We start from the raw sequence: 21310 nt of genomic DNA on the forward strand, positions 1-21310 counted from the left end.
TACATGGAACAGGTGCTGCTTTCCTCCGATCGGATCGCCTCCGTTCGGCGCCGTGCCGGTGAGTACCCGCAGCGGACCATCGCTGTCGCAAGTGCGGTGGCACTGTCGCACTGGGCGGATCCCACGCTGATCGTCGACGGGCTCGAGCTCTCGCCCGCAACGCTTTTCGGGGATCTGCTGGTGTGGGCGGACAAGGGTCAGCAGTCGAACGTCGTCGAGGAAGCCGATGGCTGGCTGATTCCACTGGCCCCTGGCGTCGACGCGGCCACGGCCCAGCGGGTGCTGGACGACCTCGCCGAGTTCCCCAACCGCGCCATCGGCACGCTGACCGCGCAGACCCTGGACGAGCGCCTCGCCGACCTCGTTCGCTGGAACGACAACGAGTTCCCGCGCGAACGCCCCGGCATCGTCGAGCTGTTCCGCACGCAGGCCGCCGCGCGGCCGGACGCCGTGGCGATCAACGACGGCGACCGTGCTTTCACCTACGGCGAGGTGCTCGCCCGTTCCAGCCAGCTGGCTCGATTTCTGACCGAGCGCGGCGTTCGGGCCGAGCAGGTCGTCGGCATTTCGCTGGACCGCTCGGCCGAGATGATCGTCAGCCTGCTCGCCGTGCTGCAGGCCGGTGGCGCGTTCGTGCCGCTGGACCCGCAGTGGCCCGCTTCCCGCCGCGAGTCCGTGATCACCGACGCGCAGATCGTCCTACTTCTGGGCGCTGGTAACGAGAACGAGCCCGAGGCCGTCGCGGTCGACCTGGACGACTGGGGTTTCGGCGAGCACTCCCCCGAGCCCGTCGACGTCACCATTCTCGGCGCACAGCTCGCGTACGTGATGTTCACGTCCGGCTCGACCGGCCGCCCCAAGGGCGCGATGATCCGGCACGAGGCGATCAGCGAACGCCTGCTGTGGCAGGTCGACCAGATCCTCCACTTCGGATATTCCGACGCGTCGCTGTTCAAGGCGCCGCTGTCGTTCGACATCTCGATCAACGAGATCTTCCTGCCGCTGGTGTGCGGCGGCCGGACCGTCGTCGTGCGGTCCGGTGGCGAACGCGACCCGCACCACCTGCTGGCGACCATCGCGCGGCACCGCGTGACGTTCGTGTACCTGGTGTCGTCGATGCTGGACGTGTTGCTGAACATCGCGGGCGACGGCGAGCTCGCCAGCCTGCGGCACGTGTGGTGCGGCGGCGAGGTGCTCACGCCCGAGCTGTACGAGCGGTTCCGCACGCAGCTCGACATCCCGATGTACCACGGGTACGGCCCGGCCGAGGCCACGATCGGCGTCTCGCACGTGATCTACCGCGGTGAGGCGGAGCGGCTGTCGACGTCGATCGGCAAGGCGAACCCGAACACCGATCTCTACGTGCTGGACGACCGGCTGCGGCCGTGCCCGCCCGGGGTCGGTGGTGAGCTGTACATCGGCGGATTCCTTCTGGGACGCGGATATGTGAACGCTCCCGGCCTCACGGCGTCGCGGTTCGTGGCGAACCCGTTCGCCGCCGACGGCTCGCGCCTGTACCGGACCGGTGACCTGGCGCGGTTCGCGCAGGACGGGTCGCTCGACTTCCTCGGCCGCGTCGACAACCAGGTCAAGATCCGCGGCATGCGGCTGGAGCTGGAGGACGTCGAGGTCGCGCTCGCCGAGCACCCCGGGGTCCGCCACACCTGCGTCGTGGTGCGCCAGAACTCCGCCGGCGGCAACTACCTCGTCGGCTACGTCGTGCCGTCCGATCCGTCGCTGACCTCGGACGCCGTGAAGCAGTGGGCGACCGAGCACCTCGTCGAGTACATGGTGCCGGCGCACGTCGTGGTGATGAGTGAATTCCCGTTGACGCCCAACGGGAAGCTCGACCGTCGCGCGCTGCCGGAACCGGTGGTGGAGGCCGGTCCGATGACCGCCGCGGCGAACGACGACGAGGCGGTGATCTGCGCGGCGGTGGCGTCGGTGCTGCGGGTCGAGCAGGTCGGCGCGGACCAGGACTTCTTCGAGCTGGGCGGCGACAGCATCCTGGCGATCTCGCTGCTGTCGGCGTTGCGGGCGGAGGGTGTGTTCGTCACCGCCACGCAGATCTTCGTCAACCGCACGCCTCGTGCGCTCGCTGCCGTCGCGTCCCGTGACGGTGCTTCGGCGGTCGACCACGACGACGTGCCGACCGGGCCGGTGGCGGGCGTGCCGATCGTGCAGTGGCTCGGCGAGACCACCGACGCGATCGACGGGTTCGTGCAGTCGGTCGTGCTCAACACCCCGGCCGAGCTGACCGCCGACGCTTTGACGCAGATCCTCGACGCTGTCGTCGCGCGGCACGACATCTTGCGCGCCAAGCTGGTCCGGGGTTCGCGGTGGTCGTTCGACATCCCCGCGGACGGGCACGCGCTGTGGGAGGAGAGCAACGCGCCGCTGGACGAGTGCGTCGAAGCGGCGACCGAGGGCCTCAATCCCGATGCGGGCATCATGCTGCGTGCGGTGTGGCGGCCGGCGGCACGGCAGCTCGTGATCGTGATCCACCACGTGGTGATCGACGGTGTTTCGTGGCGCATCCTGTTCGACGACCTCGCCCTTGCGTGGCAGCAGGTCTCTTCCGGCGATCCGGTCGAGCTCCATCCGGTCGGCACGTCGTTCCGGCGCTGGACGCAATTGCTGGAGCAGGCCGGCTTCGAGGGCGACCGTGCGTACTACGAGCGCACATTGCCGGGCGTGGACCAGTTGCTCGGCCGGCGTGAGCTGACCGATGACGATGTCGTTGCCGGTGAGCAGGTCCGCACCGTGACGGTCGGTTCCCGGGCCACTGCGGCGTTGCTGGGCGACGTGCCCGCGTTGTTCCACGCCAAGGTCAACGACGTGCTGCTGACCGGTCTCGCGGTCGCGCTGGCCCGGTGGCGGCGCGACAACGGCCAGGACCAGACGTTCGCGCACATCGAACTGGAGGGCCACGGCCGCGAGGGCCGGTTCGTGCCGCTCGACCCGGACCTGTCCCGCACGGTTGGCTGGTTCACGACGCTGTTTCCGGTGACGGTGGACCCCGTCGACATCGACGATCTGTCCGTGGCTTTGAAGCGCGTCAAGGAAGATCTGGCGCGAGTGCCGAGCAACGGCGTTTCCTATGGCGCTCTGAAGTACCTGAGCGACGAGCGGTTCGACGCGTCGCGGCCGCAGGTGCTGTTCAACTACCTCGGCCGGTTCTCCGGTGGCACGACCGGTGACTGGCAGCTCGCGGAGAATGCGGGCCAGCTCGGCGAGAAGCGCGACCCGGCGATGCGGCTGCCGCGCGCCCTGGAGTTCAACGCCTCCGCCGAATCCGGTGCCGACGGCGAGCTGGAACTGGTCACCGTGGTCTCGTGGCCGCGCGGGGTCTTCACCGACGAGGACACCGCCAAGATCGGCGAGTACTTCGTTGCCGCGCTGGAAGGTCTGGCGGAGCTCACCGCCGGTGGCCACTCCCCCAGCGACTTCCCGCTGCTGCCGCTCACCCAGGCCGACGTCGACGCCCTGGACTCCCCGGCGCTGCGCGAGATCCTGCCGCTGACGCCGTTGCAGGAAGGCCTGTACTTCCACTCCGTCTTCGACGACGACTCCGCGCACCGGTACGTCGAGCAGCAGGTGCTGACGCTGACCGGTTCCGTGGACGCCCGCAGGCTCGAAGAAGCGGCGGCGCGGGTGTTCGACCTGTTCCCGAACCTGGCCGCGCGGTTCGCGAGCCTCGCCGACGGCCGGGTCGTGTCGGTGCTGGAGTCGGGTGTGCGGCCGGTGTTCACCACGGTGAACGGCCAGGGCATGTCCGACGAGGAGATCAGCGAGCTCGCCGAACGCGACCGCGTCGCCGGGTTCGACCTGGCCGCCGGTCCGCTGATGCGCTACACGTTGATCCGCACGGCGCCGCAGAAGTACGTGCTGGTGCAGACCGTGCACCACATCATCGCGGACGGCTGGTCGGTGCCGCCGATGCTGCGCGCGTTGCTCGCCGAGTACGACGCGCCGGGGTCGGTGCACGTGCGCGGCAGCTACTCCGACTACGTGCGATGGCTCATCGAGAGCGACGCCGACGAGAGCGACCGCGTCTGGGCGCACGAACTGGAAGGCCTGGCGGGACCGTCGATCACCGTGCCGGACCACGTGCCGTCCGAACGGTTCGCCGACATGATCCTGGACGCACCGTCCGATGTGGACGAACGGGTGCGGGCGACCGGGGTGTCGCTCAGCGTCGCCGTGCACAGCGCGTGGGCCGTGACGCTCGGCGGTATCCTGGGCCGTCAGGACGTCGTGTTCGGCTCGACGGTGTCGGGTCGCGACGCCGGTGTGCCCGGCATCGACGAGCTCGTCGGCCTGTTCATCAACACCATTCCCGTCCGCGCCGGGTGGTCTGGCGACACGACCGCCCGCGAATTGCTGGACGCGATGCGCGAGCACCAGACCGCCGTGCTGCCGCACCAGCACGTGTCGCTGACCAGGATCGGCAAGCTCGCGAACGCCGGATCGCTCTTCGACACGCTCGTGGTGTTCGACGTCGCGACCGACGTGACCTCGTTGCGCAGCGACTCGTTCGGCATCGCGGACGTCGTCAACGAGGGCGCGCCGCACTACCCGCTGACCCTGGTGGTCGCCCGCGGGCACGACGGCTCGGTGCTGTTCAACCTGGTGCACGACAGCGCGGTGATCCGCCCGGCGGGTGCGCGCCGGATCGTGGAGACCTTCGCCGACACGCTCAACGCCCTGCTGGCCGGTGAGCAGATTCCCGCGCCGCAGAGCATCGAACCGGCCGTGGTCGAGCCTGCCACGCTGGCCGAGTTGTTCGACGCGGCCGCGGAACGTGCGCCCGAAGCGCGCGCCGTGACGTTCTGCCGGATCGACGGCACCTCGGAAAGCCTGTCCTATGGCGAACTGACCGAGGCGAAGAACCGGCTGGCGCGCACACTCGCGAACGCCGGGGTCGGACCGCACCAGCGGGTCGCGGTCGCCGTGCCCCGGTCGCTGGAGCAGGTCGTCTCGCCTCTCGCGGTCGTGTCCGCCGGTGGCGCGTACGTGCCGCTGGACGAGGCGTACCCGGACGACCGGCTCGAGTACCTGATCTCCGACACCGCCCCGCGGGTGGTGCTCGTCGCCCCCGAGCAGCGCGACCGGTTCGCCGCGATCGTCGCCCGGATCGGCAGCGCCGCACAGGTGCTCGCGATCGGCGACGAGGTGCCCGGCGAAGGCGTGCTCACACCGGCGACCTGGCGGCACCCGGCGTACGTGATCTACACGTCCGGGTCGACCGGCAAGCCCAAGGGCACCGTGGTGTCGCACCGCAGCGTGACGACGTTCCTGGCGAACGTCCAGCCGGACATGGGTTTCGGGCCGGACGACGTGATGACGCAGGTCCACTCGTTCTCGTTCGACCCCGCGGTGATGGAGCTGTGGGGCTCGCTGACCAACGGCGCCGAACTGGTGGTGCCCGACCGCGCGCTGACCCGCTCGCCCGTCGACCTGCACCGGCTCGTGCGCGAGCGAGGCGTCACCTGGATGGCCCAGACGGCGTCGGCGCTCTACCAGTTCCTCGAGGCGGACAGCCACTGCGAGCCGATCACGTCCGTGCGCCGGATCGCCGTCGGTGGCGAGGCGCTGGAGATCGGCCGGTTGCGCGACTGGGTGGCGCGGTACGGCACCCGGCGTCCGGAGCTGGTGAACTGCTACGGCCCAACCGAGTCCACTGTGTACACCACCTCGCACGTGCTCGACGACCGCGACTTCGAGGCCGACGGCTGCCCGATCGGCGCGCCCGTGCCCGGCCAGCGGACCTACGTGCTCGACGACCGGCTGCGACCGGTCGGGCCAGGTGTCATCGGCGCGCTCTACCTCGCCGGACCGCAGCTCGCGCACGGCTACTCGAACCGGCCGGGGCTCTCGGCGAGCCGGTTCGTCGCCGACCCGTTCGCCGGCGATGGCTCCCGGATGTACGACACCGGTGACCTGGCGAGGTGGAACCTCGACGGCGAGATCGAGTTCCTCGGCCGCTCCGACGGCCAGGTGCAGCTGCGCGGCTTCCGCATCGAACTGGGTGAGATCGAGGCCGTCGTCCGCGAGATCGCGGGCGTGGTCGACGTGGCCGTGACCGTGGCGGACACCGCCGACCACCTCGTCGCGCACGTCGTGGGCACACCGCCCGCCGACCTCGAGTCGGTGCTCGCCGCGAAGCTGCCCCAGCACATGGTGCCGCAGCGGGTCATCCCGCTGGAGAAGCTGCCGCTGACGATCAACGGCAAGCTGGATCGCGCCGCTTTGCGGGAACGCGCCCGTGAGGACGAGTCGCCGGTCGTGGCGGCGGACACCTCCGTGCTCGACTCGCTGGTCGAGATCTTCCGCGACGCACTGCCGGTGTCCGATGTGGACGCCGACACCGATTACTTCGTGGCAGGCGGCGACAGCATCGTGGCCATCGGTGTGGTGAACCGGGCGCGGGCGCTGGGACTGGCGATCTCGCCGCGCGACATGTTCCTGCACAAGACCCCGCGAGCGCTTGCGGAGAAGTTCGCCGCACAGCCCGTGGAGCACAAGGCTCCTGTCGAGGAGATCGCGGACGGTCCGGTCGCGCCGACACCGATCGTGTTGCGGCTGCGGGAGCTCGGCGGGTCGCTCGACCTCTTCGCGCAGGCCAGGCAGCTTTCGTGCGCGAGCCTGGAGGACGCCCGGCGCGCGGCGAACGCTGTCGTGGCAACGCATCCCGCGTTGCGTCTGCGCCTGAACACCGACCATGGTGTGTGGTCGCTGCGGACCGAACCGGCGACCGAGGTCGACGTCGTGGTGTCGGCGGACGACCCGCAGGAGGCTGCCGAGTCGGCCGCGCGCGGGCTCGACTCCGAAGCCGGTGTCATGGCGGCGTTCACGTGGCTGGAGAACAGCAGCACGCTCGTCGTCGTGGTGCACCACTTCGCGGTGGACGCGGTGTCCTGGATGATCCTGCTCGAAGACCTCGCCGTCGCGATGCGGGGCGAGAAGCTGGCGCCGCTGACGACGTCGTTCGCCTCGTACGCCGCGGCGTTGACGCTGAACGCCCAGTCCGGCGGCGACCTGCGACGGTGGATCGAGACGCTCGACGCCCCGCTGCTCACGCCGGAGCTCGGTGCACGGCGCGAGGTCACCGTCACGCTGGCCGCCGACATCACCGGTCGCGTCGTGCGGACCGCACCGGCCGCGCTCGGCATCGGCCTGACCGAACTGCTGCTCGGCGCGCTGCGGACCGCGCTCACCGAGATCCAGAGCACGCCGTCCGACCTGGTGGTCGACCTCGAACGGCACGGCCGCGTGCCTGCCGCCGAGCACCACGACTACACCCGCACGGTCGGCTGGTTCACCGCGGTCGCGCCCGTGAAGCTCAGTCCCGAGACCGATCCGGTCGCGGCGGCCCGCGAGGTCGTCGCACGCCAACCGGACGAGGTCGCGCACGTCGGGTTCGGTCAGCTGCGCCACCTGAACCCGCAGACGGCACCCGTGCTGGCCGCGTTGCCCCGGCCGCAGGTGCTGTTCAACTATCTCGGCCGGGCCAGCGAGTCGCAGGCGCTGCACGTCGATCCCGAGAACCGGCCGAGCCCGTACCCGGTCGAGATCAACTGCTGGGTCGACGCCGCCGGCTCGCTGCGCGCCACGTTCGGGCTGACCGAGGACGTGTCGGACGAGATCGCGGCCCGCTGGTTGCTGGCACTGGAACGGATCGCGGACGCCTCGGCGACCGTACGGCACACCGCGCCGGTCTCGCCGTTGCAGCGCGGCCTGTACTTCCAGGCGGAGCTCGCGGGCAGGTCCGGTCAGTACGTGGCGCAGAGCTGCTTCACGTTCGACCGGCGGCTCGACCCCGGCGCACTCGGCAAGGCGTTCGAGCACGTCATCGCGAAGCACCCGGTCGCGGGCGCGGGCTTCGAGACCGACGAGAACGGCACGCCGGTGCAGGTGCTGGGGATCAGCGGCCAGGTGCCGGTGCGAACCGTCGACGTGCTGAACTCCGACGCCGTCGAGGCGTTGCGGATCGAAGACCGCGGCACGGGCTTCGACCTCACCTCGCCTCCGCTGGTGCGGATGACCGTGCTGCGGCTGCCGAACGGCTGCGACACGCTGCTGTTCACCACCCACCTGCTGCTGTGGGACGGCTGGTCGCGCGCGATCGTGCTGGACGACCTGTTCGACGCCTACCGCGCGCTCGTGGCGGGCGAGCCCGTCGACTCGACGCACGCCACGCCGAGCTTCGAGAGCTACACCCGTGCGCTGGCTTCGAAGGACGTCGAGGCAGTACAACGGTTCTGGGCGGACCACCTCGCTGACCTCCCCGGCCCGACACTCCTCGGTGGACAGTCCACTTCGGACTCGCTGCCGACGAAGATCGTGCGGACGTTGCAGGTCGAGGCCTCGAACCAGGTGCGGGAGGCCGCGCGCCGGCACGGCGTCACGGTGAACTCGGTGGTCACCGGAGCGCTCGGACTGGTGCTGGGCCGCGAGACTGGGCGCGGCGACGCGGTGTTCGGCGTGACGGTGTCCGGACGTGACGAGGAGGGCACCGAGGGGATCGTCGGAGTTCTGCTGAACACCGTGCCGATGCGGGTGACCGCTCAGCCGCACGACACCGTGGGCGACTTCCTGGCCTCGTTGCAGGCCTCGCGGGTCGCGACGATGGAGCACGAGCACTTCGGGCTCGGCGAGATCCAGCGCGCGAGCGGCCACGACCAGCTGTTCGACAACCTGTTCGTGCTGCAGAACTTCCTGAACGACGACACGTACACCGAGTTCAACGCGAAGAACGGGATCACCGACCACGACGGGGAGGACTCGACGCACTACCCGTTCACGTGGGTCGTGACGCCGGGCGAGCAGCTCACGGTCAAGCTCGAGTACCGCCCGGATGTCACCGACCCCGTGTTCGCGCAACGGCTCTTCGACTCCTACCTGCAGGTGCTCGACGAGCTGACCAGCACGGACGGCCTGCTGGGCTCGATCGGGTCCGGACTCACGCCGGAACTGAACCCTGCCAACGACTTCGGCAACCTCACGGTGGTCGACCTGTTCGACCAGGCCGCCGACCGCAACCCGGATCGGGTCGCACTCGTCGCGCACGGCAAGACGATGACGTTCGCGGAGCTCCGGGACCGCAGCCGTCATCTGGCCGGAGTGCTGTCCTCGCGCGGAATCGGCGTCGAGACGTCGGTCGCCATCGCCGTGCCGCGGTCGATGGAGTGGGTCGTCGCGCTGTTCGGCATCCTGCGCTGCGGGGCGGCGTACGTGCCGCTGGAGCTGGACCACCCGGACGAGCGGATCGCCGCGATCATCGACGACGCGCAACCGTCATTGGTCATCACGACCTCCGCGGTGGCGCCGCGCATCCAGGGCCCGACGTTCAAGCTGGACGAGCCGTGGCCATCAGCCGAGCCCGTGATCACGTTCTCCGAGAACGACCCGAACCGGCTCAAGCACGCGGCCTACACGATCTACACGTCGGGCTCGACCGGCAAGCCCAAGGGTGTCGTGACCGAGTACGCGGGCCTGACGAACATGCTGGTCAACCACCAGCGGCGGATCTTCGAACCGGTGCTGGCCGAGCACGGGCACCGCACGTTCAGGATCGCGCACACAGTGTCGTTCGCGTTCGACATGTCGTGGGAGGAGCTGCTCTGGCTCGCCGACGGCCACGAGGTGCACATCTGCGACGAGGAACTGCGCCGCGACGCCAACGGGCTGGTCGAGTACTGCGCTGAGCACGAGATCGACGTCATCAACGTGACGCCGACCTATGCGCAGCAACTGGTCGCCGAGGGCCTGCTCGACCAGCACAAGCCGGCGCTCGTGCTGCTGGGCGGTGAGGCGGTCACGCCGACGCTGTGGCAGCTGCTCGCGGAGACGCCCGGCACGGTCGGCTACAACCTTTACGGCCCAACGGAGTACACGATCAACACGTTGGGCGTCGGCACGTTCGACTGCGTCGACCCGGTGGTCGGCGTGGCGATCGACAACACCGACGTGTACGTCCTCGACCCGTGGCTACGGCACGTGCCGGACGGCATCGCGGGCGAGCTTTACGTGTCAGGCGTGGGTATCGCGCGCGGCTACCTCGACCAGCCCGGTCAGTCGGCGGAACGGTTCGTGGCGTGCCCGTGGGTGCCGGGACAGAGGATGTACCGGACGGGCGACCTGGTGATCAAGCGCCCCGACGGGAACCTGCTGTACCTGGGCCGCACGGACAAGCAGGTCAAGATCCGCGGGCACCGGGTGGAGCTGGGCGAGGTCGAGGCGCGGTTCGCGGCACATCCCGACGTCCGGTTCGTCGCCGCCGTCGCGCAGTCCGACCCGCAGGTCGACGGCGCGTACCGGCTCGCGGCCTACCTGGTGCTCGAACCAGGAGCGGACATCCCGGCCATCGCGGCCGAGGTCGGCGCGGGCATGCCGGACTACCTGCGGCCCTCGCACTACGCCGCGGTGGACGCGATTCCGTTGACGGTGAACGGAAAGGCCGACACCGCCGCGCTGCCCGAGGCCCGGCCGCTCGGCACTCTCGTGAAGCAGGAAGCGCGGGAGCTGACCGAGACCGAGACCATGGTCCGCGAGATGTTCGCGGAGGCGCTCGACCTCGACGAGGACGAGGTGGGCATGACGAGCGGCTTCACCGACCTGGGCGGGCACTCGATGCTCGCGGTGCGGCTGACCGGACTGCTGCGCCGCGAGTTCGGCCCGGTCGTCACGATCCGCGACCTGCTCACCCTGTCCACCCCCGAAGCGATTGCGCGCCACGTTGATGAGCACTGAAGTCCACTCCGGCCAGGACATCCTGCGAAAAGCCCTGCGCCGCAACGTCGGCGCGATGGCGTCCGGGACCCTGCTGATGGGGTCGTACCAGGCCGCCGAGACCGCCGTGCCGATCCTGCTCGGCGTGATCGTCGAGTACGCGCTGCGCGGCGGGCAGCTGAGTTCTTTGAGCCTGGCGCTGCTGGCACTCGGGCTCGTCATGGCGACGGTGTCGTACTCGTGGCGGTTCGGCATGCGGATCCTGCAGAAGGCGAACACGACGGAGGCGCACCGGTGGCGGGTCGCGGTCGCGGACCACGGCCTGCAGCCGGTGGCACGCGACGTCGACCTCAAGTCCGGCGAGGTGCTCACCATCGCCACCGAGGACGCCGACCAAACCGCGGACATCATCGAGGTGGTGCCGCTGCTGGTCAGCTCGCTGGTGTCGGTGGTGATCACGGGTGTCGTGCTGGCGGTGATCAGCGTGCCGCTCGGGGTGCTGGTCTTCGTGGGCACGGTGGCGATTCTCAGCGTGCTCAGCGTGATGTCACGCCGAATCGGGGCCAGCACTCAGGTCCAGCAGGCGAAGGTCGCGCGGGCCGGGGCGAAGGTGTCCGACCTGATCGCCGGTCTGCGGCCGCTGCACGGGTTCGGTGGCAGCTACGCGGCGTTCCAGGCCTATCGGCGGGTGAGCACCGAGGCCAAGAAGCAGTCGATCGTCGTGGCACGGGTCAACGGTGTCTACGCGGGTGCTGCTCTGGCGCTGAACTCGTTGCTGGCGGCGGCGGTCACGTTGTGGGCCGGGTATCTGACGTTCCAGGGCACCATCGGAATCGGCCAGCTGGTGATGGCGGTCGGGCTGGCGCAGTTCCTGATCGAGCCGCTGAAGATGTTCTCCGAGATGCCGAAATACGTCATGATCGCGCGCGCGTCGGCAGAACGGATGGCGTTAATCCTGGCCGCGCCCCCACTGATGAAGCCCGGAGTCGAAGTTCCCGGCCCCGATGGCGGCCTCGAGGTCGAGGGGCTGACGCACGGAACGTTGCGGGATCTGACTTTCTCGGTGCGACCCGGCGAGTTCGTCGCGATCGCGGCCTACCAGCCGCAGGCCGCGGCCGAGCTGGCGTCGGTGCTTTCCGTTGACGTGCCGCCCTCTTCGTACTCGGGCGTCGTTCGGGTGGCCAAGCAGGAGATCGCGGCGTTGACGATCGAGAGCGTGCGAACGCACCTGCTGGTCAACCCGTCACACCACGAGGTGTTCGCGGGAACGTTGCGGGACAACGTTGATCCGTCCGGCAGGAGCGAGCTGATCGACGAGGCCGTCGAAGCCGCGATGCTCACCGACGTCGTGGCCTTGCACTCCGAGGGCCTCGACTACGCCGTGCGCGACCGCGGCGCGAACCTCTCCGGTGGGCAACGGCAACGGCTCTCATTGGCTCGTGCGTTGGCCGCGGACCCGGAGATCCTGGTGCTGCACGATCCCACGACGGCCGTCGACGCGGTGACCGAACAGCTCATCGCCCGCAACGTCACGGCGTTGCGCCGCGGCCGGACCACGGTCGTGATCACCAGCAGCCCGGCGCTGCTCGACGTGGCCGACCGCGTGATCGTGCTCGACGACGGCGCGGTGACCGGCGAGGGCACGCATCGCGAACTGCTCGGCCGCGACTCCTCCTACCAGCTGGCGGTGGCCCGATGACGACCTTCCACTGGACCTCCGCCGGCTCGGTGCGGTTCGAGGACGTGCTGGAGCCCGTTCCGTTCACCGAGGCCGGGGGTGTCTGGTCCGCCGAGGTCGAGATGCCACCGCGGCTGCGCGTGACGTACCACTTCTTCGACGGCGAGGAACACGCCGACCCGGCCAACCCCGCCGGCGCCGGCCCGAACCGCTCCCTCTTCAGCACTCCCGATCTGGAGCCGCAGCCGCACTGGCCGGTGGTCGGGCCGGACGAGGTGCTGGACGTGCCAACGTTGCGCGTCAGGTGGAACGGCGCGTTGGGGCGCAAGACGGTTCGCGTGCACAAGGGCGGCCCGGCTGTGGTTCTGCTGCTCGACGGCGACGACTGGATGTACGTGCACCCGGCCGTCGCCGCCTTCGAGTCTGCGATGGGCGACGAGATGCCCACCCTGGTCTTCCTGCCCACGCCAAGGGATCGCGCCGCCGAGTACAACGATCCTGCGTTGTGGCAGGCGATTCAGGACGAGCTGCTGCCACTCCTCGCGACCAACGGCGTGACTGTGGATCCCACCAGGTTCGTGGTCGCGGGCCAGAGTCTCGGCGGGCTCAGCGCGTTCAACGCAGCCCTCGACTTCCCGGATCTGGTGTCACGGGTCGCGTGCCAGTCAGGGTCGTTCTGGTGGACCCGTGATCTGTCAGATTCCGGGTTCACCCTCGACGGTCCAGCTGGTGGCGACACCGCGGAACGTCTCCGCGACCGCGACCTGTCCGGGGTGCGCGTGGCGTTCGACGTCGGCGAGCACGAGCCGAAAATGCATCGCCACTGCGAGGCCGTGGAGGAGCTGACAGCGAAAGCGGGCGCCAACGTAAGGTTCGATCGCTCCCCCTCCGGGCACGACCGCGTCGGCTGGCGGCACGCGCTGGTTCGCGACGTGGCCTGGTTGCTCAGCGATCTGTGAGCTGATCCGGCACGCTGGTCGCCATGCCCGAACCAGTGATCTCAGTGATGCTGATCGTCCCGGACGCCGACGCCGCGGTCGCCTGGTACAAGACCGCACTCGGCGCCACAGAACTGTGGAACCTCGGCGGTGTCGCCGGTCTGTCGCTCGGTGGCGCCGCGTTCTTCGTCCACCAGGTCAATCCGGACAATCCCGCGGAGACCGCTCCCGACGGGGTCACGAGTGTCCGGATCGAGGTGTTCACCGACGACCCGGACGGCCTCGTGGTCCGTGCCATCACGGCCGGGGCCGTCCAGAGGTCGGCGGTCGTGGACCATCAGATGCCGTGGGGCACCCACCGGCAGGGCGGGTTCACGGATCCGTTCGGCCACAACTGGTCTGTGGGCGACAGGTCACCCCTGCGTTAGCGGCCACACCTCCACCACTCCATGACCGACCGCGCACGGAGTGTTCGCGACGAGCTTGATCGCCTCGTCCACCGACGCGGCCTCGATGATCGAGAAGCCCGCCACCGGCAGGTCGGACCGCAGGAACGCGCCTTCTGCCACTTCGGTACCGGCGTTGTCGTGGTTGCGCACCTGCACGGGTGAACCGGCGATGCCCATCTCCGCACCCGCGTCACGCAGGCGCTGGTCGTGCGCGTGCGCCTCGTCGCGCACAACTGGATCCATCCGGTCGTAGTCCTCGCGCGAGCCATATCCGATCGTTATGAACTTCATGCCTGTACCTCCTCGGTTCGGACTCTTCATCCATACCGACTCAGGAGGCGCGCGAAACTCATCGGTCTGCGGCTTTTTCCGGGACACCGCAGGATAAAACGGGCTTCTTCGTTCCCAGTGAACAGCCGATCCTTGCTCGACGCCCTCCCATCGGATGACCCTGTGCCTGCCCCTGCAGAAAGGAACCATCCGATGACCAGAAGAGCGCTCCCTGCCGCGCTCGCGCTCGTCACCGCCCTGTTCGGTCTCACCACCCCCACCACGCCGGCGTTCGCCGCCGCGTGCGGGGACCAGGTGATCGGCAACGGCGGCTTCGAGAACGGGACGACGCCGTGGACCCAGACGGCCGGCGTCATCTCCGCCGCGACGACCGCCGAACCCGCGCACGGTGGCAGCACCGTCGCCTGGCTCGGCGGCGACGGCACCACCCACACGGACACCCTGTCGCAGTCGGTCACCCTGCCGGCCGGCTGCACCTCGGCGACGTTGACGTACTGGCTGCACATCGACACCAAGGAGACGACCACCGGCACCCAGTACGACAAGCTGACGGTGCAGATCGACTCGACGACCGTCGCCAGTTACTCCAATTTGGACAAGAACACCGGCTACGTCCAGAAGAGCATCGACATGTCCGCCTACCTCGGGCAGACGGTGACGCTCAAGGTGACCGGCACCGAGGACGTCAGCCTGGTCACGAACTTCCTGCTCGACGACCTCGCGCTCACCACGGCGGGCAACGCGCAGAACCCGTCGGTCACCAGCCCCGGCAACCAGACCTCCCAGACCGGCCAGGCGGTGTCGCTGCAGATCCAGGCGTCCGACCCGCAGGGCGACCCGCTGACCTACAGCGCCACCGGGCTGCCGGCCGGGCTGACGATCGACGCGGCCGGGCGGATCTCCGGGACGCCGACGACCGCGGGCACGTCCACGGTGACCGTGACGGCCAAGGACCCGGCCGGCAACAGCGGCAGCGCGACCTTCACCTGGACCGTGGGCTCGCAGCCCCCGGCGGACGGTACGCGGACGCCGTCCAACCCCCAGTACACGGTCAGCCTCACGTCCAACGCCGCCGGCGACACCTGGACCGGCCACCAGTCGGTCAGCTTCACCAACAGCGCGCCGACCGCGTTGCCCGAGGTGTACCTGCGGCTCTGGGACAACTACCACGGCAGCTGCCCGTCGACGCCGATCACCGTCACCAACGTCACCGGCGGCACGCCGTCGGCGTTGAGCGTGAACTGCACCGCTTTGAAGATCACCCTGCCCGCACCGCTGGCGCAGGGGCAGTCCGGCACCATCGGGTTCGACCTGAGCATCGTCGTCCCGAGCGGCGCCGACCGGTTCGGCCACGACGGCGCGTACAACATGATCGGCAACGCCCTGCCGGTGCTGGCGGTCCGTGACGGCGCGGGCTGGCACCTCGACCCGTACACGAACAACGGCGAGTCGTTCTACGCGGTGATCAGCGACTTCGACGTCACCCTCACGCACCCGACGTCGTTGCTCACGCCCGGCACCGGCACGTCGACCGAGACTGTCAGCGGCAGCAACACGATCACCCACGCCACGGCGGCCAAGGTTCGCGAGTTCGCGTGGGCGGCGGGTCCGTTCACGAAGATCTCCGGCACCTCGCCGAAGGGCTTCAAGGTCAACGTGTACGGCACGAGCGGGATCTCGAACGCGAACGCCACCTCGATGCTGACCCTGGCGAAGGACGCCCTCGACGTGCACTCCGGGAGGTTCGGCGACTACCCGTACCAGGAGATGGACGTCTTGCTGGACAACAACTTCTGGTTCGGCGGCATGGAGTACCCCGGCTTCGTGCTCGACCTGGTGTCGAACGTGGCGCTCCCGCACGAGCTGGCGCACCAGTGGTTCTACGGGATCGTGGGCAACGACGAGTACAACTCGCCGTGGCTCGACGAGAGCTTCACCGACTACGCCACGGACCTCTACCGGGGCGTGACCGGCAGCGGCTGCGGCATCACCTGGCAGTCGAGCGCGGAGAAGCTCAGCAACTCGATGGCGTACTGGGACGCGCACTCCTCGCGCTACTCCACCGTCATCTACAACTACGGCAAATGCACGCTGCACGACCTGCGGCGGCTCATCGGTGACACGGCGATGGCGAACCTGCTGAAGTCCTACGCCCAGTCGCACTGGTACGGCGTCTCGACGACCGCCGAGTTCAAGGCCGCCGCACAGGCCGCCGCGGGCTCGACGGACCTGACGTCGTTCTGGGCGTCGCACCGCGTCGAGGGCTGAGTCGAAGGCTGATCGGGCGCCCCGCGTTCTCCTTCCGGGAGAGCGCGGGGCGCTTCGTCACAGCCGGATGCCGTTGACCACCAGTGCCACGTCGACGGCAGCGAGACGCACAGCTCCACGCCGAGCTTGAACCGCCCGCCGTCGACCAGGATCAACTGGACCGCCGCGTCGATCTCCACGTCGTCCGCCTCTGCTTTCGCGCGCCTCCTTCAGTTGACTACCTGATTCAAAAGTTGTCACTTCAAAATCAGGAAGTAAATGGACTAGGGTCGGCACGAGGCTCTGGAGGGACGATGACGAAGCTGGAAGTCGGCTATCTGCTGCCGACGCGAGACGACGCCGTGCTGGGACGCCACGAACCGGGACGGCTCGTCGCCTTGGCGCGCAAGGCTGAGGAGCTGGGGCTGGACTCGGTCTGGGCCGGCGACAGCCCCGTGACCAGACCGCGCGCGGACCCGCTGGTGCTGCTGGCGGCCGTGGCCCAGGCGACCGAACGGGTCACGCTCGGCACGGCGGTGCTGCTGCCCGCACTGCGCCACCCGATCCTGCTGGCGCACCAGCTCGCGACCCTCGACCGGCTCGCGGAGGGACGGCTCGTCGCGGGCATGGGCGGCGGGTTCCCGAACCCGGCCACCCAGGCTCAGTTCGACGCGCTCGGCATCGCGTTCGACCGCCGCGTCAGCCGCCTGGAGGAGTCGATCGACGTCATGCGACGGCTGTGGTCCGGTGAGGAGATTTCCCACCGCGGCAAGCACTTCAGCTTCACCGACGTGCGACTGACTCCCCCGCCGTTCCGCCCAGGAGGCCCGCCGATCTGGCTGGCGGGAAGCGGACCGGCGTTGCGGCGCGTGGCCCGCCTCGCCGACGGCTGGCTCCCCTACCCGCCCGAGACGACGACGTACGCGGAAGAACTGGCGACCATCCAGCAGACGGCTTCCCGTTCGGTCGTCCCGGCCCTGTACGCGACGCTCTGCCTGGACGAGGACCCGGACAGGGCGCGCCAACGCCTGCGCACGAGCATCGAGCGCTACTACAACGCCCCGCTCGAGTCCGTGGCCTCGATCCAGGCGATGTTCGCCGGCACCGCGGCACAGGCCGCCGAGTGGCTCGCGGGGTACGCCGCGGCCGGAGTGCGCCACGTGGTCGTCCGCCTCACCACCGACGAGGACCTCGACGAGTTCGCCGGCCAAGTGCTGCCCCTGCTGCGCAAGGAGGAGCAGCGATGACCACGTTCGTGCTCGTTCACGGTGCCTGGCACGGCCCGTGGGCCTGGGACCGGGTCGTGCCGTTGCTGCGCGCCGCCGGGACGCACACGATCACCGTCGACCTCACCACCCCTGCGGACCGCGGGCTGCACGACGACGCCGATTCAGTGATCGCCACCGTCGACACGGTGCAGGACAACGACATCGTGCTGGTCGGCCACAGCTACGCGGGCCTGGTCGTCCGGGAAGCCGCGGACGCAAGGCCGGACGCCGTCGGCCACGTCGTCCTCGTCGACGGCTGGGCGGGACCCGACGGGGCCAGCCTGGTCAGCCTCGCCCCCGATGCCTTCGCGCGGACAGTCCGCGCCGCTGCCGACAGCCGCGGGCAGATCCCCGCCCCTGCACCGGAGTCCTTCGGCATCACCGATCCCGAAACCGCGGCCTGGCTGACTCCACGCCTGCTACCCCAGCCGTTGCGGACGTTCACCGAACCCACCCGCCTGACCAGAGCCGTCGACCGCGTCCCGGGAACCGCCGTCTGCTGCCGGCCGCGGACCTACCCGTTCGACGAGCTCGGCGCAGCCGCCGGATACCGGACGCTCGCACTCGACGGCCCGCACGACGTGATGCTCACCCACCCCGAACCGCTGGTCCGGCTGCTTCTAGGGTGTTGAAGTGGACCAGCGAGCGTACAACCAGTACTGCGCCACCGCGCGCACCCTCGACATCGTCGGTGAGCGCTGGACTCTGCTGCTGATCCGCGAACTGCTGACCGGGCCCAAGCGGTTCGGCGACCTCCAGGCCAGCCTGCGGGGCCTCGGCACCGGACTGCTGGCGGCCCGGCTGAAGCACCTCGAACGGGAAGGGCTCGCCCGCAAGATCACGCTCCCGCCGCCCGCCCGCACCCCCGCGTACGCGCTCACCGAGGCCGGCGAGGAGCTCGGGCCGCCGGTCCTGGCGCTGGCCCGGTGGGGGCTCAAGTGGGCGATGGGCGACCGGCACGACACCGACACGTTCCACCCCGGCTGGGCGGTGCTCGGTCTTCGTGCCTGCTTCGACGCCGAGGCGGCCGCCGGGTTCCGCGCGGTGTACGAGTTCCGCGTCGACGAAGAGGTTTTCCACGCCCGCGTCGACGACGGGACGATCGAGGTGCTGCACGGCCCGGCACAGCATCCGGACGCGACCATCACGATCAACGAGGACGCGTTCGTCGACGTGACCGGTCAGCGCCTGACCCTCGCCGAGGCGATCAAGACCGGCGTCGCGTCGGCGTCCGGCGACCGCGCGGCCCTGCGCAAGCTGACCAAGCTCTTCCCGCTGCCTCCCGCACGTCAACGCGACTAGCCCGTTCACCGACTGTTCACCTCACGATTGCGACGACTGCCCCTGTAACGGCGTCGAAGTGACGAAGGATCTGCTCCCTGACAGGGCTTTCGGCAGAGGTGGACAGTGAAGAGAACGCTCGGCATCGGACTTGCGGTCGTACTGTTGGTGGGTGTGGTGGCGGCCATCGTCCTGGGGCAGGGCGGCGACGAACCGGCCCAGCTCCAGACGGTGCGCGGCGTGATCGGCTCGGAGAAGCTGGCCTTCTTCGCCGACCAGCGGGTCAAGGACGTCTTCGCGAAGCACGGGCTCAAGGTCGAGGTGGATCCGGCCGGGTCGCGGCAGATCGCGACGGCCACGGACCTGAACTCGTACGACTTCGCGTTCCCGTCGAGCGCGCCCGCGGCCGAGAAGATCCAGCGCGACCGCAAGGCCGCGCGGACGTACGCGCCGTTCTCGTCGCCGATGGTGATCGCCACGTTCGACCCGATCATCGACCTGCTGACCAAGGCGGGCGTGGTGAAGTCCGGGCCCGGCTACCAGACGTTCGACGTGCAGACGTACCTGGACCTGGCCGCGAAGAGCACGCGCTGGGACCAGCTGCCCGGCAACACCGCGTATCCCGCGCGCAAGAACCTGCTGGTCACCACGACGGACCCGCGTGACTCGAACTCCGCGGCCATGTACCTGGCGATCACGTCGTTCGTCGCGAACGGCGGGGTGGTGTCCTCGCAGGACACCGAGGCCAAGGTGCTGCCCGCGGTGTCGAAGCTGTTCCTGGACCAGGGTTACGCGCAGAGCAGCAGCGAGGGCCCGTTCGAGGACTACCTGTCCGCGGGCATGGGCAAGACGCCGCTGGTGCTGGCGTACGAGGCGCAGTTCGTCGACCGGGTGGTGCGGGGCGACTCGACGATCCGGCCGGACATGAAGCTGCTCTACCCGGCGCCGACCGTGCTGTCCAAGCACACGCTGGTGCCGTTGCGGGAGAACGGTGACAAGGTCGGGCAGTTGCTGTCCTCCGACGCCGAACTGGGGAAGCTCGCGGCGACGTTCGGCTTCCGCACCTCCGATCCCAAGAGCTTCAACGACATCGTCAAGGAGAAGAGCCTGACCGTGCCGCAGACGATCGTGGACGTCGTCGAACCGCCCGCGCACGAGACGCTCGAGCGGATGCTCGAAGCGATCGCGAAGCAGTACTGAGATGTCCGATTTCGTTCTCACCCCACCGGATCCCGTCGAGCCCGTGCCGGTGGACCGCGCCGCCGGGCTGATTCCGGTGGCGGACGACGCGAAGCTCGAGCTCTCGTCCCAGGCCCAGCGATTCATCTCGGCCCTGTCCGCGGTGGATCCGCAGTCACCGGACTTCAGCCGGATCGTCGACGAGGCGCTGGTGCTCGGCGAGGCGGAGATGCGGGTGGCGGCCCAGATCGCGGGCCGGATGCTGGACCGCACGCTCGCGTCGGTCTCGTCACCTCATGGCGCCCAGGTGTCGACGAGCCTGGTCGAACTGCGGCGGTCGGTGCGCGAGCTCGACCCCCAGGACCTGACCAAGCTGACCGGCCGCAAGATCCTCGGGTTCATCCCCGGCGGCAACGCGGCCAAGGGGTTGCTGGCGCGACTGCGGGCGGCCGACGAGCGGGTCAACCGGATCGTGCTGAAGCTGCGGTCCGGCCAGGACGCCCTGAAGCGCGACAACGCGGCCATCAAGGGCGAGCGGCAGCGGTTGTGGGAGCTGATGACCAAGCTGTCGCAGGACGCCGCGCTCGCCGCCGAGATGGACGCGGCCGTGCAACGGCAGGTCGACATCCTCGACATGTCCGACCCGGGCCGTGCCAACGCGTTGCGCGCCGACGTCCTGTTCGGACTGCGGCAACGGCACCAGGACCTGCTGACTCAGCTCGCGGTGTGTGCACAGGGCTACATGGCACTGGACGTCGTGCGCCGCAACAACGACGAACTGATCAAGGGCATCGAACGCGCGGTCAGCACGACCGTCACGGCGTTGCGGATCGGCGTGGCGGTGGCCGCGGCACTGGCCGGGCAGCGCGAGGTGATCGACCAGGTCGACGCCGTGCGCGGCCTCACCGACTCGATCCTGAAGTCGAACGCGACGCTGATGTCGTTGCAGGGGCAGGACGTCCAGCGCATCGCGTCGACTCCCGCGGTCGGCATCGAAGCGGTCAGGACCTCGTTCGACCAGATCTACGCGGCGATCGACGCGATCGACACGTTCAAGGCCCGCGCGGCCGACTCGATGTCCACGACGGTGTCCGCGCTGGACGCCGAGATCCGGCGCGCCCACGACCACCTGAGCCGCGTCCGCAGCGCTGAGGAGTCTCAATGATCGTGTCAAGCCGCCTGGGCCGTGAGCTGTGGTGAGCGATGAAACTCCCGGCCATCACGCAGCAGCGCCCAGATGACGTC

At 69.4% G+C, this 21310-nt stretch carries 11 protein-coding genes; 10 read left to right on the forward strand and 1 reads right to left on the reverse strand.

Annotation, left to right across the window (positions count from 1 at the left end; genetic code table 11):
• Window positions 1-3: 3 nt before the first annotated feature.
• The 4 genes from ABZ345_RS20525 to ABZ345_RS20540 are packed head-to-tail and all read left to right on the forward strand — an operon-like array spanning window position 4 to window position 13778.
• Window positions 4-10755, forward strand: coding sequence for an amino acid adenylation domain-containing protein (locus tag ABZ345_RS20525; protein ID WP_359850762.1), 10752 nt, complete (start codon window positions 4-6; stop codon window positions 10753-10755).
• The gene (locus ABZ345_RS20530) at window positions 10745-12433 is read left to right on the forward strand and encodes an ABC transporter ATP-binding protein (protein WP_359850765.1); all 1689 of its coding nucleotides are present in this window, start codon (window positions 10745-10747) and stop codon (window positions 12431-12433) included. The genes ABZ345_RS20525 and ABZ345_RS20530 overlap by 11 nt, the downstream gene beginning before the upstream one ends.
• Window positions 12430-13371 carry an alpha/beta hydrolase-fold protein gene (locus ABZ345_RS20535; RefSeq protein WP_359850768.1) on the forward strand — a complete coding sequence of 314 codons (942 nt, stop codon included), beginning with the start codon at window positions 12430-12432 and terminating at the stop codon, window positions 13369-13371. Before ABZ345_RS20530 ends, ABZ345_RS20535 begins: the two co-directional genes overlap by 4 nt.
• Before the next feature lie 23 nt (window positions 13372-13394).
• The gene (locus ABZ345_RS20540; RefSeq protein ID WP_359850771.1) at window positions 13395-13778 is read left to right on the forward strand and encodes a VOC family protein; all 384 of its coding nucleotides are present in this window, start codon (window positions 13395-13397) and stop codon (window positions 13776-13778) included.
• On the opposite strand, the gene ABZ345_RS20545 is transcribed toward ABZ345_RS20540, so the two are convergent.
• Window positions 13764-14090, reverse strand: coding sequence for a transcription initiation protein (locus tag ABZ345_RS20545; protein ID WP_359850774.1), 327 nt, complete (start codon window positions 14088-14090; stop codon window positions 13764-13766). The genes ABZ345_RS20540 and ABZ345_RS20545 overlap by 15 nt on opposite strands.
• Before the next feature lie 192 nt (window positions 14091-14282).
• Here ABZ345_RS20545 and ABZ345_RS20550 point away from each other — a divergent pair, with 192 nt between their 5' ends.
• From ABZ345_RS20550 to ABZ345_RS20575, 6 genes are all read left to right on the forward strand, one after another.
• Window positions 14283-16358 carry a putative Ig domain-containing protein gene (locus ABZ345_RS20550; protein ID WP_359850777.1) on the forward strand — a complete coding sequence of 692 codons (2076 nt, stop codon included), beginning with the start codon at window positions 14283-14285 and terminating at the stop codon, window positions 16356-16358.
• A 293-nt stretch (window positions 16359-16651) separates the two neighbouring features.
• Complete coding sequence (locus ABZ345_RS20555; protein WP_359850780.1) at window positions 16652-17584, forward strand: LLM class flavin-dependent oxidoreductase; 933 nt, start codon at window positions 16652-16654, stop codon at window positions 17582-17584.
• On the forward strand, window positions 17581-18237 hold the full coding sequence (locus tag ABZ345_RS20560; RefSeq protein ID WP_359850783.1) for an alpha/beta hydrolase family protein: 657 nt from the start codon (window positions 17581-17583) through the stop codon (window positions 18235-18237). The genes ABZ345_RS20555 and ABZ345_RS20560 overlap by 4 nt, the downstream gene beginning before the upstream one ends.
• Before the next feature lies 1 nt (window position 18238).
• On the forward strand, window positions 18239-18907 hold the full coding sequence (locus ABZ345_RS20565; protein ID WP_359850786.1) for a winged helix-turn-helix transcriptional regulator: 669 nt from the start codon (window positions 18239-18241) through the stop codon (window positions 18905-18907).
• A gap of 105 nt (window positions 18908-19012) precedes the next feature.
• Window positions 19013-20086, forward strand: coding sequence for a hypothetical protein (locus tag ABZ345_RS20570; protein WP_359850789.1), 1074 nt, complete (start codon window positions 19013-19015; stop codon window positions 20084-20086).
• 1 nt (window position 20087) lies between these two features.
• A complete protein-coding gene (locus tag ABZ345_RS20575; RefSeq protein WP_359850792.1) occupies window positions 20088-21230 on the forward strand; it encodes a toxic anion resistance protein in 1143 nt (380 codons plus the stop codon).
• Window positions 21231-21310: the final 80 nt, after the last annotated feature.

The sequence above is a fragment of the Lentzea sp. NPDC005914 genome, assembly GCF_040629405.1.
Taxonomy (GTDB): Bacteria; Actinomycetota; Actinomycetes; order Mycobacteriales; family Pseudonocardiaceae; genus Lentzea.

What these genes read in the sequence shown, in the direction of transcription:
- ABZ345_RS20550 (WP_359850777.1), top strand. Translation starts at nt 14,283, where the DNA reads ATGACCAGAAGAGCGCTCCCTGCCGCGCTCGCGCTCGTCACCGCCCTG.
- ABZ345_RS20545 (WP_359850774.1), bottom strand. Translation starts at nt 14,090, where the DNA reads ATGAAGTTCATAACGATCGGATATGGCTCGCGCGAGGACTACGACCGG.
- ABZ345_RS20560 (WP_359850783.1), top strand. Translation starts at nt 17,581, where the DNA reads ATGACCACGTTCGTGCTCGTTCACGGTGCCTGGCACGGCCCGTGGGCC.
- ABZ345_RS20575 (WP_359850792.1), top strand. Translation starts at nt 20,088, where the DNA reads ATGTCCGATTTCGTTCTCACCCCACCGGATCCCGTCGAGCCCGTGCCG.
- ABZ345_RS20555 (WP_359850780.1), top strand. Translation starts at nt 16,652, where the DNA reads ATGACGAAGCTGGAAGTCGGCTATCTGCTGCCGACGCGAGACGACGCC.
- ABZ345_RS20540 (WP_359850771.1), top strand. Translation starts at nt 13,395, where the DNA reads ATGCCCGAACCAGTGATCTCAGTGATGCTGATCGTCCCGGACGCCGAC.
- ABZ345_RS20535 (WP_359850768.1), top strand. Translation starts at nt 12,430, where the DNA reads ATGACGACCTTCCACTGGACCTCCGCCGGCTCGGTGCGGTTCGAGGAC.
- ABZ345_RS20525 (WP_359850762.1), top strand. Translation starts at nt 4, where the DNA reads ATGGAACAGGTGCTGCTTTCCTCCGATCGGATCGCCTCCGTTCGGCGC.
- ABZ345_RS20530 (WP_359850765.1), top strand. Translation starts at nt 10,745, where the DNA reads ATGAGCACTGAAGTCCACTCCGGCCAGGACATCCTGCGAAAAGCCCTG.